This is a genomic window from Tessaracoccus yangjingae (assembly GCF_054483935.1).
The window spans coordinates 1,654,259-1,667,931 of sequence record NZ_CM137014.1; the positions used below are offsets into that span (position 1 = coordinate 1,654,259).

At 70.6% G+C, this 13,673-nt stretch carries 17 protein-coding genes; 11 read left to right on the plus strand and 6 right to left on the minus strand.

Annotation, left to right across the window (positions count from 1 at the left end; all coding sequences use genetic code 11):
• From ACX1D3_RS07125 to ACX1D3_RS07145, 5 genes are all read left to right on the plus strand, one after another.
• Complete coding sequence (locus ACX1D3_RS07125) at positions 1-843, plus strand: transglutaminase family protein (RefSeq protein ID WP_458996288.1); 843 nt, start codon at positions 1-3, stop codon at positions 841-843.
• A 35-nt stretch (positions 844-878) separates the two neighbouring features.
• Entirely contained in the window at positions 879-1,949 is a 1,071-nt protein-coding gene (dapE, locus tag ACX1D3_RS07130; protein ID WP_458996289.1) for a succinyl-diaminopimelate desuccinylase, read from the plus strand.
• Entirely contained in the window at positions 1,946-2,680 is a 735-nt protein-coding gene (locus ACX1D3_RS07135; protein ID WP_458996290.1) for an LOG family protein, read from the plus strand. The genes dapE and ACX1D3_RS07135 overlap by 4 nt, the downstream gene beginning before the upstream one ends.
• Positions 2,681-2,683: 3 nt before the next feature.
• Complete coding sequence (locus tag ACX1D3_RS07140) at positions 2,684-3,061, plus strand: hypothetical protein (RefSeq protein WP_458996291.1); 378 nt, start codon at positions 2,684-2,686, stop codon at positions 3,059-3,061.
• A 95-nt stretch (positions 3,062-3,156) separates the two neighbouring features.
• The gene (locus ACX1D3_RS07145) at positions 3,157-3,324 is read left to right on the plus strand and encodes a DUF3117 domain-containing protein (protein WP_077342854.1); all 168 of its coding nucleotides are present in this window, start codon (positions 3,157-3,159) and stop codon (positions 3,322-3,324) included.
• A gap of 68 nt (positions 3,325-3,392) precedes the next feature.
• Here the strand turns inward: ACX1D3_RS07145 and glgA are convergent, their stop codons facing one another.
• Positions 3,393-4,574, minus strand: coding sequence for a glycogen synthase (gene glgA / locus ACX1D3_RS07150; protein ID WP_458996495.1), 1,182 nt, complete (start codon positions 4,572-4,574; stop codon positions 3,393-3,395).
• A 97-nt stretch (positions 4,575-4,671) separates the two neighbouring features.
• Here glgA and glgC point away from each other — a divergent pair, with 97 nt between their 5' ends.
• Positions 4,672-5,898, plus strand: a complete 1,227-nt coding sequence (gene glgC, locus ACX1D3_RS07155; protein WP_458996292.1) for a glucose-1-phosphate adenylyltransferase — start codon at positions 4,672-4,674, stop codon at positions 5,896-5,898.
• A gap of 18 nt (positions 5,899-5,916) precedes the next feature.
• Here glgC and ACX1D3_RS07160 read toward each other — a convergent pair whose 3' ends face one another.
• Positions 5,917-6,570: an O-methyltransferase gene (locus ACX1D3_RS07160; protein ID WP_458996293.1), complete on the minus strand. Its 654-nt coding sequence runs from the start codon at positions 6,568-6,570 to the stop codon at positions 5,917-5,919.
• A 33-nt stretch (positions 6,571-6,603) separates the two neighbouring features.
• On the opposite strand from ACX1D3_RS07160, the gene ACX1D3_RS07165 reads away from it, so the two are divergent.
• The 5 genes from ACX1D3_RS07165 to ACX1D3_RS07185 all read left to right on the plus strand — a co-directional run bounded on the left by ACX1D3_RS07165 (position 6,604) and on the right by ACX1D3_RS07185 (position 10,297).
• A complete protein-coding gene (locus ACX1D3_RS07165) occupies positions 6,604-6,825 on the plus strand; it encodes an acyl-CoA carboxylase biotin carboxyl carrier protein subunit (protein ID WP_458996294.1) in 222 nt (73 codons plus the stop codon).
• Positions 6,825-7,727, plus strand: coding sequence for a 4-hydroxy-tetrahydrodipicolinate synthase (gene dapA, locus ACX1D3_RS07170; RefSeq protein WP_458996295.1), 903 nt, complete (start codon positions 6,825-6,827; stop codon positions 7,725-7,727). Before ACX1D3_RS07165 ends, dapA begins: the two co-directional genes overlap by 1 nt.
• Positions 7,728-7,853: 126 nt before the next feature.
• The gene (gene sigE, locus ACX1D3_RS07175) at positions 7,854-8,435 is read left to right on the plus strand and encodes an RNA polymerase sigma factor SigE (RefSeq protein ID WP_458996296.1); all 582 of its coding nucleotides are present in this window, start codon (positions 7,854-7,856) and stop codon (positions 8,433-8,435) included.
• A gap of 5 nt (positions 8,436-8,440) precedes the next feature.
• Positions 8,441-9,859: a zf-HC2 domain-containing protein gene (locus ACX1D3_RS07180; RefSeq protein ID WP_458996297.1), complete on the plus strand. Its 1,419-nt coding sequence runs from the start codon at positions 8,441-8,443 to the stop codon at positions 9,857-9,859.
• A gap of 30 nt (positions 9,860-9,889) precedes the next feature.
• Complete coding sequence (locus tag ACX1D3_RS07185) at positions 9,890-10,297, plus strand: sec-independent translocase (RefSeq protein ID WP_458996298.1); 408 nt, start codon at positions 9,890-9,892, stop codon at positions 10,295-10,297.
• Positions 10,298-10,301: 4 nt separating this feature from the next.
• Here ACX1D3_RS07185 and ACX1D3_RS07190 read toward each other — a convergent pair whose 3' ends face one another.
• Genes ACX1D3_RS07190 through ACX1D3_RS07205 form a run of 4 tightly spaced genes read right to left on the minus strand, consistent with a single transcriptional unit; the run spans position 10,302 to position 13,660 of the window.
• Positions 10,302-11,456, minus strand: a complete 1,155-nt coding sequence (locus tag ACX1D3_RS07190) for an Mrp/NBP35 family ATP-binding protein (RefSeq protein ID WP_458996496.1) — start codon at positions 11,454-11,456, stop codon at positions 10,302-10,304.
• A 56-nt stretch (positions 11,457-11,512) separates the two neighbouring features.
• Positions 11,513-11,866 carry a hypothetical protein gene (locus tag ACX1D3_RS07195; RefSeq protein WP_458996299.1) on the minus strand — a complete coding sequence of 118 codons (354 nt, stop codon included), beginning with the start codon at positions 11,864-11,866 and terminating at the stop codon, positions 11,513-11,515.
• Positions 11,863-12,381: a DUF1003 domain-containing protein gene (locus tag ACX1D3_RS07200; RefSeq protein WP_458996300.1), complete on the minus strand. Its 519-nt coding sequence runs from the start codon at positions 12,379-12,381 to the stop codon at positions 11,863-11,865. Before ACX1D3_RS07200 ends, ACX1D3_RS07195 begins: the two co-directional genes overlap by 4 nt.
• A complete protein-coding gene (locus ACX1D3_RS07205) occupies positions 12,374-13,660 on the minus strand; it encodes a magnesium transporter MgtE N-terminal domain-containing protein (RefSeq protein ID WP_458996301.1) in 1,287 nt (428 codons plus the stop codon). Before ACX1D3_RS07205 ends, ACX1D3_RS07200 begins: the two co-directional genes overlap by 8 nt.
• Between the last annotated feature and the right edge of the window lie 13 nt (positions 13,661-13,673).

Consider the following 13,673-nt stretch of genomic DNA (forward strand, 5'->3'; position numbering starts at 1 on the left):
ATGAGCCAGTACCGCATCGTGCACACCACGGGCTACAACTACGGCGGCGGCGCGTCGGACTCGTTCAACGAGGCGCGCATGACCCCGCTCACCAGCCGACGTCAGCTGGTGCTGTCGTCGCGGCTCGACATCACGCCGGTGGCATGGACGCACGCCTACCGCGACTACTGGCGCACCTCCGTCGTCGCGTTCGAGATCCACGAGCGGCACTCGGACCTCAAGGTGGTGGCGACCTCCACCGTCGAGATCCACGACGTCTCCCGCGACGCGGAACCGCTGGGGTGGGCCGGGCTCGAGGATCCGGACCTGCGGGACCGCTACGTGGAGCTGCTCACCCAGACCAGCTACGTGCGGCCCCACCGCGACGTGGTGCGGATCGCGGAGCAGGTGCGGCGGACCTCGGCCACGCCGGGGGAGGCGGTGGTGGAGCTCACCCGCAGGCTGCGCGAGCACGTCTCGTACGTGCCCGGGGTCACCCAGGTGCACACGCTGGCCAGCGAGGTCTGGGAGCACGGCGCCGGCGTCTGCCAGGACATCGCGCACCTGACGCTCGGCGCCCTGCGCTGCATCGGGATCCCCGCCCGCTACGTCTCCGGCTACGTGATCCAGCTGCCGGACCCCGAGATCGGCGTGCCGATGGTGGGGGAGTCCCACGCCTGGATCCAGTACTACGACGGCGAATGGCTGGGCTTCGACCCCACCAACCAGACGGAGCCGCGCGGCTCGCACGTGGAGGTGGGCTTCGGCCGCGACTACTCCGACGTGGCCCCCCTCATGGGCATCTACACCGGCTCAGGCGGCTCCGAGATGTTCGTCTCCGTCGAGATGACCCGCCTCACCTGACCGGAGCAGCCGTGAGGGCGCACTAGGCTCGGGGCATGAGCGGGTTGGCGCGGTTGATGCAGGAGATCATGGACATCGAGTCGGTCTCGGGCAATGAGCGCGCGCTGGCGGACCTGGTGGAGTCCATGCTCGCGGGGCGGCCGCACCTCGAGCTCCACCGCGACGGGGACTGCGTGGTCGCCCGCACCACCCTGGGTCGCGCCGAGCGGGTGGTCATCGCCGGCCATCTCGACACCGTCCCCGTGGCGGGCAACCTGCCCTCACGCCTGATCGGCCGCCCGGACGGCGACGTCGTCTGGGGGCGCGGGGCCAGCGACATGAAGGGCGGTGTCGCGGTGATGCTCACCCTCGCCGCCGAGCTGTCCGCGCCCACCCGCGACATCACGTGGATCTTCTACGACCACGAGGAGGTGGAGGCCGCCGCCAACGGGCTGGGCAGGCTCTCCCGGAACAGGCCGGACCTGGTCGTGGCGGACTTCGCCGTGCTCATGGAGCCCACCAACGCGCAGATCGAGGGCGGCTGCCAGGGGACCATCCGCATCGACCTCACCACCACCGGCACCGCCGCCCACAGCGCGCGCGCCTGGATGGGTCACAACGCCGTCCACGACCTCGCTCCCGTGCTCGCCACGCTCGCGGACTACCGCTCCGAGGAGATCGAGGTGGAGGGGCTGGTCTACCGCGAGGGGCTCAACGCCGTCGCGATCAGCGGGGGCATGGCGGGCAACGTCATCCCCCCGTCGGCGACGATGCAGATCAACTACCGCTTCGCCCCGGACAAGTCCGTCGACCAGGCGCTCGACAGGCTGCGCGGATGGTTCCCCGGCCACGACCTCGTGGTGGCGGACGCGTCGCCGGCGGCCCGTCCCGGCCTCGACCGCCCCGCGGCGGAGCAGTTCGTGGCCGCCATCGGCGAGCCCGCCAGGCCGAAGTACGGCTGGACCGACGTGGCCCGCTTCAGCGAGCTGGGGATCCCCGCCGTCAACTACGGCCCCGGAGACCCCTCCGTGGCCCACCGCGACGACGAGTACTGTCGCGTCTCGGACCTCGACAAGTGCGCCGCCGGCCTCCGTCGCTGGCTGACCCCCGAAGGAGCCACCTCGTGACCCAACCCAAGCGGCGCGCCGGCGCCGTCGAGCTCGGCGGCGCGGAACGCACCCGCCAGCCGATGGCCGACGAGGCGCTACTGCAGCACACCCGCCGGCCGTGGAGCCATCTGGATCCCTGGCGCGTCCTGAGGATCCAGTCGGAGTTCGTCGAGGGGTTCGACGCGCTCAAGGAACTCCCGCCGGCCGTGAGCGTCTTCGGCTCCGCCCGGACGCCGTCGGACCACCCGATGTACGAGGCGGCCGTCGAGCTGGGGCGGGGATTGGTGCACCGCGGGTTCGCGGTGATCACCGGCGGCGGCCCAGGCATCATGGAGGCCGCGAACAAGGGGGCCACCGAGGCGGGCGGCCTGTCGGTGGGCCTCGGCATCGAGCTGCCGCACGAGCAGGGCATGAACGAGCACATCTCGCTGGGCGTCAACTTCCGCTATTTCTTCGCCCGCAAGACGATGTTCCTCAAGTACAGCCAGGGCTTCATCACCATGCCGGGCGGGTTCGGGACGCTCGACGAACTCTTCGAGGCGCTCACGCTGATCCAGACGGGCAAGGTGAAGAACTTCCCGATGGTGCTGTTCGGCGCCCACCACTGGGGCCCGCTCATGGACTGGGTGCGCGACACCATGGCCGAGCACAACTTCATCTCCAAGGCGGACCTGAGCCTGGTCACGGTCACCGACGACGTCGACGAGGCGCTGGACGTCATGGGCCTCCCAGGCCAGTTCGAGAGCTGAGCCATGTGGATCGCCATCGTCGCCGTCGCCATCGTGGTGTTGGGCCTGGCCGCCTTCGCCGGGATGGGCAGGCTGGGGGAGATGCCCGCGGATCCGGTGATCGACCGCCCTCGCGGGCGGGTGCCCGAGGGCCCCGTCACCCGTGAGTTCCTCGCCCGGGCCGTGCTGCCGACGGCGTGGAGTGGCTATGCCCGAGACCAGGTCGACCGGTATCTGGCGGCGGTGGCGGACGGGGAGGCCGCGCCGCCGTCGGAGACGCTGTTCGACGTGGTGCGGCGCGGGTATGACATGCAGGTGGTCGACGAGCTGCTGCTCCGGCCCGGGTACGAGCGCCCCAAGGCCGCGGAGGCCCCGCCCGAGGAGTTGTCAAGCCCGCTCTGATCGGCGCCGATTCGCACCCATGCGGGCAACTGCTTGGTGCGATGCGGAATAATAGGGCCAGTCCACAGTTCGAGCACAGAGAATGAGGGTGGCAGATGGCAGCGATGAAGCCCCGCACGGGCGACGGCCCGATGGAGGTCACGAAGGAGGGACGCGGCATCGTGATGCGCGTCCCCGTCGACGGGGGCGGACGCCTCGTCGTCGAGATGAATGCAACCGAGGCCACAGACCTGCTGAACGCCCTCAAGGGCGTCGTCGGCTGAATCCACCAGCGCACCACGTGAAAGAGGAGGGCCGCCCCACCGGGGCGGCCCTCCTCTTGCGTCCGTGATCACCCGCGGGCGCCGATGGCCCTCTCGTAGACCGCCACGGTCTCCTGCGCGATCTTGGCCCAGGAGAACTCGTCGATGCAGCGCTGCCGCCCGGCGAGGCCGAACCGCTCGGCGAGCTGGGGGTCCCGGGTCAGCCTGTTGACCTTCTCAGCGAAGTCCGACTCGAACGCCCTGACGAACGCGGGATCGCCGGCCTGCGCGGGGTCGTAGGCCACCAGCAGGCCGGTCTCGCCGTCGTTGACCACCTCGGGGATCCCGCCGACGGCGCTGGCCACCACGGGGGTCTCGCAGGCCATCGCCTCCAGGTTGACGATGCCCAGCGGCTCGTAGACCGACGGGCAGGCGAACACGGTGGCGTGGGTGAGCACCTGCCGCACCGACGCGCGGGGGAGCATCTCCTGCACCCAGATGACGGGGGCGCTGCGCTGAGCCTGCAGGGCCGCGAACGCGCCCTCGAACTCCGCCGCGATCTCGGGGGTGTCCGGGGCGCCGGCCAGCAGCACGACCTGCGTGTCCGGGTCGAACTCGGCCGCCGCGCGGACGAGGTGCACGAGGCCCTTCTGGCGGGTGATCCTGCCGACGAACACCACCGAGGGCCGGGCCGGATCCACGCCCAGGCCGGTCACCACGTCGGTGGCGCGGTCAGGCTTGAACTCCTCGGGGTCTATGCCGTTCTTCACCACGTGCACCTTGGCTGGGTCCAGGGCGGGGTAGCTCTCGAGCACGTCGCGGCGCATGCCCTCGCTGACCGAGATCACGGCGTCCGCCGCCTCGTAGGCGGTCTTCTCCGCCCAGGACGAGACGCGGTACCCGCCGCCGAGCTGCTCGGCCTTCCAGGGGCGGTGCGGCTCGAGCGAGTGCGAGGTCACCACGTGCGGGATGTCACGCATCAGGCCGCCGAGGTGGCCGGCCATGTTGGCGTACCACGTGTGGGAGTGGATGATGTCCACCTCGCCGATGGCGGCCGCCATCGACAGGTCGGCACCCAGCACGCGCAGCGCCGCGTTGGCGCCGGGCGGGAAGTCCTCGGCGTGCGCCGTCGCGCCGTCGCGCGGCTCGCCCATGCAGTGCACCTCGACGTCGATCAGCTTGCGCAGCTGGGGCACCAGTTGGGCCACGTGGACGCCGGCTCCGCCGTAGATCGTCGGGGGATATTCGCGGGTCAGGAGGGACAGCTTCATGGTCATGACCGCATCGTGTCACACCAGGTTGGGACACGTGGTGGTCATTTGGTGGATTTCCTTGTCGGCGACCTCGGTTTGGCAATAGGTTCAAGCCATGGCTGCTCGTCCCAAAGTCCTGTCCATAGTCCTTGCCGGCGGCGAGGGTAAGCGGCTGATGCCGCTCACTGCGGACCGGGCCAAGCCGGCCGTGCCCTTCGGGGGCACCTACCGGCTCATCGACTTCGTCCTCTCGAACCTCGCCAACTCCAACCTTCGGCAGATCGCGGTGCTGACGCAGTACAAGTCGCACTCGCTGGACCGCCACATCTCGAAGACCTGGCGGTTCTCGACGATGCTCGGCAACTACGTGGCCCCGGTGCCGGCGCAGCAGCGGCTCGGACCCCGGTGGTACCAGGGCAGCGCGGACGCCATCTACCAGTCGCTCAACCTGATCAGGGACGACGATCCGGACTACGTCGTGGTGTTCGGCGCGGACAACATCTACCGCATGGACATCGGGCAGATGATCGACGCCCACATCGACTCGGGGCTCTCCGCCACCGTCGCGGGCATCCGGGTGCCGCGCAGCGAGGCGTCGGCCTTCGGCATCATCGACGCGGCGGCGGACAAGAAGATCAAGAGCTTCCTCGAGAAGCCCGCCGATCCTCCCGGGCTTCCCGACTCGCCGGACGAGTCGTTCGCGTCCATGGGCAACTACGTGTTCACCCGCTCGGCCCTCGTCGAGGCGCTGCGCGCCGACGCTGAGGATCCGACGGCGCGCCACGACATGGGCGGCGACATCATCCCCTGGTTCACGGCCCAGGGCCAGTCCCAGGTCTACGACTTCAAGGACAACGTGGTGCCGGGCGCCACCGAGAAGGACATCAACTACTGGCGGGACGTGGGGACCATCGACGCGTTCCACGAGGCCCACATGGACCTCGTGAGCGTGGAGCCCGAGTTCAACCTGTACAACTACGACTGGCCCATCTGGACGGATCAGGTCCAGGCGCCGGGAGCCAAGTTCGTGATCCGGGGCCGCGCCGAGGACTCGATCGTCAACGCCGGCTGCATCATCTCCGGTGGCGAGGTGGACCGCACGGTGCTGAGCCCCAACGTCAAGGTGGACAAGTGGGCCCAGGTCTCGGAGTCCGTGCTGATGGACTCGGTGCAGATCGGCAAGAACGCCGTGGTGCGCCGGGCCATCCTGGACAAGCACGCCGTCGTGCCCGACGGTGTTCAGATCGGCGTCGACCAGGACCACGACCGCGCCCGCGGGCTGGCGGTCTCCGACACCGGGATCACCGTGGTCGGCAAGGACGTGGTGGTCCCCCGGGACTGAGAGCGGGGGGCCTCCTGGTCAGTCCTTGACGGCCACCAGGAGGCCGTTGCCGACGGCCAGCAGGGTCTGCGTGTAGGACTCGCTGGCCGTCACCGCGTCCAGGGCCTCACGGATGATGATCGACTCGTCGGACTCGTTGTCCTCGTCTGCCACCTCGTTGTGCCACAGCGCGTCGTTGACGATGAGCATCCCGCCGTGGCGCAGCAGCCGCAGCGCCCCGGCCACGTACTCCACGTACTCCAGCTTGTCCCCGTTGATGAACACCACGTCGTAGGCGCCGTCGCGCAGCTTCGGCATGATCTCGATGGGCGAGCCGGCGATGAGCCGGAACCGCGACGACGAGAAGCCCGCGGCGTTGAAGAACTTGCGCGCGGGAAGCTGGTTGTCGGCCTCCACGTCGATGGACGTCAGCACCCCGTCGGGGCCCATGGCGCTGAGGAAGGCGAGCCCCGAGCCCCCCATCACGGTGCCGATCTCGACGACGGCGCGCGCGTCGATGGCCCGGGTGAGCACCCGCAGCGTGGCGAGGACGCCCTGCGACACCGGCACCAGCCCGGCGATGGTGGCCTCGTCCCTGGCCTCGGAGATCTCCGCGGTGGGCGGCACGTGGTCCTCCGCGTACTCCCAGCTGGCGGCGGTGGGCGGTTCGGGGTGGCTGGCAGGCGTGTTCACACGCTCAGCCTAGTGGCCAGTAGGATGACGCGCATGAGTCACGTCGTCAACGCGGAGGTCGCCGCCACTGTCCTCTCGGTCTCGGTCGAGGCAGGGCAGAAGGTGCAGGCCGAGGACGCGGTCGTCATGCTCGAAACCCTGAAGATGGAGATCCCGGTGCTTGCCGGGGTGTCCGGGACCGTCACAGAGGTCGTCGTCGCGGTGGGAGACGCCGTCCACGAGGACGACCCGCTCGTGATCATCGCGGAGGACTGATGACAGACGACGACATGCAGCCCGTCTTCGGGCGCGTCCTGACCGCGATGGTGACCCCCTTCACGGCGGATGGCTCGGAGGTGGACTACGCGCAGGTCGCGCGCCTGGCGGCGCACCTCGTCGACGACCTCGGCAACGACGGCCTCGTGGTGAACGGGACGACCGGGGAGTCGCCCACCACCACGGACAAGGAGAAGCGCGCGGTGCTGGACGCCGTCGTCACCGCAGTGGGGGACCGCGCCAGCGTCATCGCGGGCGTGGGGACCTTCTCCACCGCCCACTCCATCGAGCTGGCCGAACAGGCCGCGTCCGTCGGCGTCGACGGCCTGCTCGTGGTCACGCCGTACTACTCCCGGCCTCCGGCGGACGCGCTCGAGGCGCACTTCATCGCGGTGGCGGACTCGACGGACCTGCCCGTCATGCTCTACGACATCCCGCACCGCGCCGGCATCCCCATCCCGGAGGACATGCTGATCCGGCTGGACGCCCACCCGCGCATCCGCGCCGTGAAGGACGCCAAGGGCAACGTGGTGTCGTCGTCGACGGTGCTGTCGCGCACCAACCTCGCCTACTACGCCGGCGACGACGCGTTCCTGCTGCCGCTGCTCTCCGTGGGCGGCGCGGGCGTGGTGGGCACGTCGTCGCACTTCACCGCGCCGGCCATGCGCGAGATCATCGAGCACTTCCTGGCGGGGCGGGTCGACGAGGCCATCCAGGCCAACCGGAACGCGCTCCCCGCGTTCCAGGGCGTCTTCGCCACGCAGGGCTGCATGATGGTCAAGGCCGCACTGGAGGCGCGGGGCTTCGACGCCGGCCCCTGCCGCGCTCCGATGGGGCGGGTCGCGGACGACGTGCTGCAGCGCTACCTCACGCTCCTGACGGATCTCGGCTTCGAGGCGTAGGCCAGCACGCCTGGCGGAACAAACCGGCTCTCCCGCACGTTTGACTCTGAAAGAGTCGGCCGCACGACCGACTCACAGGTTGCCCACAGGTTGACCTGCGATGCTTGTCCCATGGAAAGGCGTTCGATGTTCAGAGGCACCAAGGCGGCCAAGGCCGGCCAGGAGCCCCAGTGGATCGCGCCCACCTGGCAGGAGCTCGTGCGGGACCATTCGGCGCAGGTGTACCGCCTGGCCTACCGGCTCACGGGAAACCAGTACGACGCCGAGGACCTGACGCAGGACGTCTTCGTCCGGGTGTTCAAGTCCATCCACACGTTCCAGCCGGGCACCCTCGAGGGGTGGCTGCACCGCATCACCACCAACCTGTTCCTTGACCAGGCGCGCCGCCGCCAGCGCATCAAGATGGACGCCCTCAGCGTGGCGCCCGAGCATGTGTGGGGCGCGGCCACGGGCCCGGCCGAGTTGCGCGACGATTCCGAGTTGGACGCCGACGTGTCCGCGGCGTTGCGCTCGCTCAGCCCGGAGCAGCGCGTGGCCGTCGTGCTCTGTGACATCGAGGGCATGAGCTACGAGGAGATCGCCAAGGTGCTCGACATCAAGCTCGGCACCGTCCGCAGCCGCATCGCCCGGGGGCGTGCGGCGCTGCGTGACTCCCTCGCCCACCGTGCCCCCAGCGAAGGCCGCAGCAGGTACCTCGGAGTCTCCTGAGCCCCGTGCGCCACTGTGAACGCTTCCGCCCGGACCTGTCGGCCTTCGCCGACGGAACGCTCCCGCCCCGGCGCTGGGAGCAGGTCAGCTACCACCTCGCGGGCTGCCAGAGCTGCCGCGACGACGTGGCGGCCATCTCCAAGGTGTGCACCACGCTCAGCAGCTGCAGCAGGTCCTCGGCCCCGGAGTCGCTGACCGCCAAGCTGGAGTCGATCGCGGGCGAGCACGCCGAGGCCCCGCTCTACATGGCCTCGGGTCCGGGGGACCTCCCCTCCGCGCGCCGCCGTCGGGCGCGCATGGCGGCCCGGTCCGGGGCGGCGCTGCTGGCCGTGATGGTCTCCGCCGTCGTGCTCGCGGTGCTCATCGCCCCCGAGCCGGCGCGGCTCTCCGACCCGGTCAAGTCCTCGCGCATGCAGTACTCCATGTCCAGCTCGGCCATCAACGCCACCGAGGCGGTGGGGGCGGTGCTCCTGGCGTACGAGCGGGGCGCGGACTTCGGCGAGTCCGTGGGCTACGAGCGACGCGCCTCCCCGCACGGTGGAACCGTGATCAGCACCGAGGCGGCGGCGGACCTGCTCCGCGCCTCCACCGAGTCGGACCGGACGCTCACCGGGATCCAGCGGGTATGGGTCTCCGACGGTGAGGGAGCCTTCCACACGGCGGATGTGCGGACCACCAAGGTGGAGGGGCAGGGCGCACAGCTCGAGGTGATGGACGCCCGCGGGGACCGGTTCAGCTCGAGCTTCCTCCCCGAGTTCGCGGCCCGCCCCGTCGACGCGCCGAGCAGGTGGAGCTTCACGCAGGGTCATCTCCCCGAGCAGGTCGCGGGCCGGGCAGCGGTCCGCCTCGTGGCCTCTGATGACAACGGCCCCGTGGCCAGCTGGTGGATCGACGCGGCCGACGGCCTGCTGTTGTGGGCCGAACGCTACGACACCGCGGGCGAGGTGGTGATCGCCGTCGGCTACACACAGCTCACCCTGGGCACCGCCCAGTTCCGCGAGGACGCGTTCACCCAGCTGATCGCGCTGCAGCCGGCCACCTCGAGCGGGACCTCGGGGTGGTGCGTGGGCCTGCCGGCCTGTCCGCAGGAGATGGGCGGCCTGCCGCTGGTGGCCTACTCCTCGTCCGAGCGCGACGGCGCCACGTCGATGAACCTGGTCTACTCGGACGGGATCGAGACGGCCGTGGTGGGCTGGGCCCAGGGCGTCCTCGGCGACGACGTCACCTCGCGCACCGACAGCGCCGCGGGGCTCCCCACCGTGAGCGTGTGGCAGTCCGGCCCTGCGGTGGTGTCGGTGGCCACGAACGGCACTCCAGAGCTTCTCGCCGCCATCGCGCGCGAGCTGCCAGGCGAGGAGGCCTGGGCCCCGTCGCTGCTGGACCGCGCCAAGGCCGGCTTCGCCAGGCTCGCCGGCGTGAACTGACCGCGGAACCAGAGACGGTACCCTAGCCCTGTGTTCGGCATCGACGCGATAGACCTCGTCATCATCCTCGTGCTGGCCGTCGTCATGTTCGGGCCCGAGAGGCTGCCCGAGTACTCGCGGAAGGCCGCACGGGTCTTCGTGTACCTGCGCGACATCGCCAACAGCGCCAAGGGGACGCTGCGCACCGAGCTGGGGCCCGAGTACTCGGACCTCGAGCTGCGGGACCTGCACCCCAAGGCGTTCATCGCCAAGCAGCTGCGCGAAGAGGTCGCCCTCATCGACGAGGCCAAGCGCGAGCTTCAGGACGCCCAGGCGTCGCTCAAGCAGTCCACGCGCGAGGTGGAGGAGCAGGCCGGCGAGGCCATCGAGGCGGCCAACGCCAAGACCGCGCTCCCGGCGCCGATCGAGAGCTCCCCGTTCGACGCCGAGGCCACCTGAGCGCTCAGGTGGAGAGCGGCAGGCGGGTGCCGACCAGGCCCCTCTTCCGCGCGGCCACCTCGTCGGCGAGCCGCACCATGGCCTGCGCGGCCGGATGCTCCGGGTGGGTCTCCACCAGCGGGCGGCCCGTGTCGCCGCCGGCCAGGAGGGTCGCGTCGAACGGGATCTGCGCCAGCAGCGGCACCTCGTAGACCAGGCGGTCCGTGAGCGCCTCAGCGACCAGGACCCCGCCGCCGGAGCCGAACAGCTCCAGCCTGTGGGACCCGGCGCAGTGCGGGCACACCGTCTCCATCCAGCTCATGTTCTCCACCACGCCCAGCACCCGCTGCTCCATGATGTGCGCCATGGTGCCGGCGCGCTCGGCCACCTCGGACGCGGCCGACTGCGGGGTGGTGACCACGATCACCTCGGAGGTGGGGATCTTCTGGCCCAGCGACATCGCCACGTCGCCCGTGCCGGGAGGCAGGTCGAGCAGCAGGTAGTCCAGGTCGCCCCAGTACACGTCTGCCAGGAGCTGGGTGAGGGCGCGGTCCAGGATGGGTCCACGCCACGCGACCACCTGGTCCCGGGAGGGCTTGAGCATGCCGATCGAGATCACCTTGAGGCCGCCGATGGCGGGGACCGGCAGGATCATGTCGTCGACGACGGTGGGGCGCGCATCCCCCAGGCCGAGGAGGTCCGGGATGGAGTGGCCGTAGATGTCGGCGTCCAGGATGCCGACGGAGCGTCCCTGCGCGGCCAGGGCCAGCGCGAGGTTGACGGTCACCGACGACTTGCCCACGCCCCCCTTCCCGGAGGCGATGGCCAGCACGCGCGTGAGGTTGCCGGGCTGCGCGAACGGGATCACGCGCTGCTGCTGGCCGCCGCGCAGCATGGTGCGCATCGCCTCGCGCTGCTCGTCGCTCATGACGCCCAACTCCACGCCCACCGCGCTCACGCCCTCGACCGCGGCCACGGCCGCCGTGACGCGGGTGGTGATCTCGGAGCGCATGGGGCAGCCGGACACCGTCAGCAGCACGCGGACCTGCACGGCGCCGTCGTCGGAGACGAGGATCTCGTCCACCATGCCGAGGTCGGTGATCGGCCGTCGGATCTCCGGGTCCTCCACGGTGTGCAGGGCGGCGCGGACGTGGGGGAGCAGGGGGTGTTCGGTCACGATGTCCTTGACTTTCGATGGGCTCTGGCGCCCCTAGTCTACGGATACCGGTGGAGGGTCTATCCCGAGCGCTCGTCCAGGGCGTCGCCGAGGATCACGACGCTGGTGGCCATGAGGGCCGGGAGCCACAGGCCCGCCAGGCTGCCCAGCACGACGACGACGGGACCCGACACCAGCGCCAGGGTGAACCGCTCGCGGTAGCCGAGGCGGCCGGGGGACCCGGGGGCAAGGAGGAAGCGCCACAGGGCCACGTAGCCCAGCGCGAACAGGCCGGCGGCGACAGCGCCGAGCCACCATCCGCCGGCGATACGCCACAGGGACACCGCGCCGAGCACGGTGAGCGCCACATGCCCCACGAAGAGCACCACCCCGAACCAGCGCACCTCCGCGCGCGGCTGCGCGGCGCCGCTCACAGCGGCGTCTCCTGGTCCGTGGCGGCGCGGTCTGCGGCGGCCCTGTCGAGCCGGTCTGTGAGTTCCCGCAGCTCAGAGCGGAGCTCGCCGCGGACGAAGTCGCGCGTGGCCAGCTCGCCCAGGTGCATGCGGATGGCGGCGATCTCCCGGGCCAGGAAGTCCATGTCCGCCCGCGCCTGCCCGGCGATGCGGCGGTCCTCGTCGAGGCTCAGCTTGTCGCGGACCTCCTGCCGGTTCTGCGCCAGCAGGATCAGGGGGGCGGAGTAGGAGGCCTGGGTGGAGAAGAACAGGTTGAGCAGGATGAACGGGTAGGGATCCCACTTCAGGCCGAACAGGCCCACCAGGTTGATCGTCACCCACACGATGACGAACACCGTCATGTAGACGAGGAACTTGGCGGTGCCCATGAACCGGGCGAAGCTCTCCGCGAACGTGCCGAAGGTCTCCGAGTCCACCGAGACCTTCGGCAACCAGCTCCGCGTCCCCGGCTGGGACAGCGGGTTGCGCTCAGCCATGGCTCACCTCGGCCCCCGCCAGATCCGTGACCTCCACCTCGTCCATCTGCTCGCCGCGCCAGTCGTCGGGCAGCATGTGGTCCAGCACGTCGTCGACTGTCACCGCCCCCACCAGGTGGCCCAGGGCGTCGACCACCGGCGCCACGACGAGGTTGTAGGTGGCGAAGAAGCGGCTGACCTGGGCCAGGGGGTCCGCGGGGGACAGCGGCTCCAGGTCCTGATCCAGCAGGGTGGCCACCAGCGTGGTGGGGGGCTCGCGCAGAAGGCGCTGCAGGTGGGCGGCGCCCACGTAGCGTCCGGTGGGCGTCTCCAACGGCGGCCGGGCGACGAACACCATGGACGCCAGGGCCGGAGTCAGCGACCCCTCACGGGCGTGCGCCAGCGCCTGCGCCACCGTGGCGTCGGTGTCCAGGACGATGGGCTCGGGCGTCATCATGCCGCCGGCGGTGAACTCCTCGTAGACGAGCAGGCGGCGGACGTCGGCGGACTCCTCGGGCTCCATCCGCTGCAGGAGCTCCTCCGCCACGTCCGTGGGAAGGTCGCGGATGAGGTCTGCGGCGTCGTCGGGGTCCATCTCGCCCAGCACGTCCGCCGCGCGCTCCGCGTCGAGGGCGGAGATGATGTCGATCTGCTCGTCCTCGGGCAGCTCCTCGATGGCCTCGGCCAGCGTCTCGTCGTCGAGCGCGTCGACCACGGCGGCCAGGGACTCCGGCTCCAGGTCGTGCAGCTCCCGCGCCACGTCCGCGGGCTTCATCTCGGAGAACTCCGCGATGAGGTGGGCGGCCGTGCGGCCGCTGGTGAGGATCAGGTCCGGGATCTCGCGCCACGACACCAGCTGGGGTGCGCTGCGGCTGCCGAAGCCGAACCTGCCGGCGCCGCCGCCGGCGCGCAGGGCGACCGACTCCAGCTCCCACTCCCGGTTGCGGACCATGTGCATCGACACGTCGAGGATCCTGGTGGGACGGGCGCGCTCGATGCTGCGGTCGAACAGGTCCCCGGCCACGAGCACCTCCGCCTCGCGCCGCTGGAACCTGCGGGCGTCGACCTGCCCGGTGATGGCCACCTGGTTGGGGGTGATGTCGTGGACGCGGACCATGGGCACGAAGATCCTTGCCCGGGCGAACAGCTCGGCGACGAAGCCCTTCACCCGGGGGGCCCGGCCGTCCGTGCGCAGGTAGCACACCACGTCCTTGACGCGCCCCACCTGGTCACCGGCCGAGTCGACGAGGGGGAGGCCGATGACGCGCGAGATGAAGACAGCCGAATCTTTTGCGACCATAGGGCCAATCTAT

What these genes read in the sequence shown, in the direction of transcription:
- ACX1D3_RS07140 (WP_458996291.1), top strand. Translation starts at nt 2,684, where the DNA reads ATGTGGATCGCCATCGTCGCCGTCGCCATCGTGGTGTTGGGCCTGGCC.
- ACX1D3_RS07145 (WP_077342854.1), top strand. Translation starts at nt 3,157, where the DNA reads ATGGCAGCGATGAAGCCCCGCACGGGCGACGGCCCGATGGAGGTCACG.
- ACX1D3_RS07200 (WP_458996300.1), bottom strand. Translation starts at nt 12,381, where the DNA reads ATGGCTGAGCGCAACCCGCTGTCCCAGCCGGGGACGCGGAGCTGGTTG.
- ACX1D3_RS07125 (WP_458996288.1), top strand. Translation starts at nt 1, where the DNA reads ATGAGCCAGTACCGCATCGTGCACACCACGGGCTACAACTACGGCGGC.
- sigE (WP_458996296.1), top strand. Translation starts at nt 7,854, where the DNA reads ATGTTCAGAGGCACCAAGGCGGCCAAGGCCGGCCAGGAGCCCCAGTGG.
- glgA (WP_458996495.1), bottom strand. Translation starts at nt 4,574, where the DNA reads ATGAAGCTGTCCCTCCTGACCCGCGAATATCCCCCGACGATCTACGGC.
- dapE (WP_458996289.1), top strand. Translation starts at nt 879, where the DNA reads ATGAGCGGGTTGGCGCGGTTGATGCAGGAGATCATGGACATCGAGTCG.
- ACX1D3_RS07205 (WP_458996301.1), bottom strand. Translation starts at nt 13,660, where the DNA reads ATGGTCGCAAAAGATTCGGCTGTCTTCATCTCGCGCGTCATCGGCCTC.
- dapA (WP_458996295.1), top strand. Translation starts at nt 6,825, where the DNA reads ATGACAGACGACGACATGCAGCCCGTCTTCGGGCGCGTCCTGACCGCG.
- glgC (WP_458996292.1), top strand. Translation starts at nt 4,672, where the DNA reads ATGGCTGCTCGTCCCAAAGTCCTGTCCATAGTCCTTGCCGGCGGCGAG.
- ACX1D3_RS07165 (WP_458996294.1), top strand. Translation starts at nt 6,604, where the DNA reads ATGAGTCACGTCGTCAACGCGGAGGTCGCCGCCACTGTCCTCTCGGTC.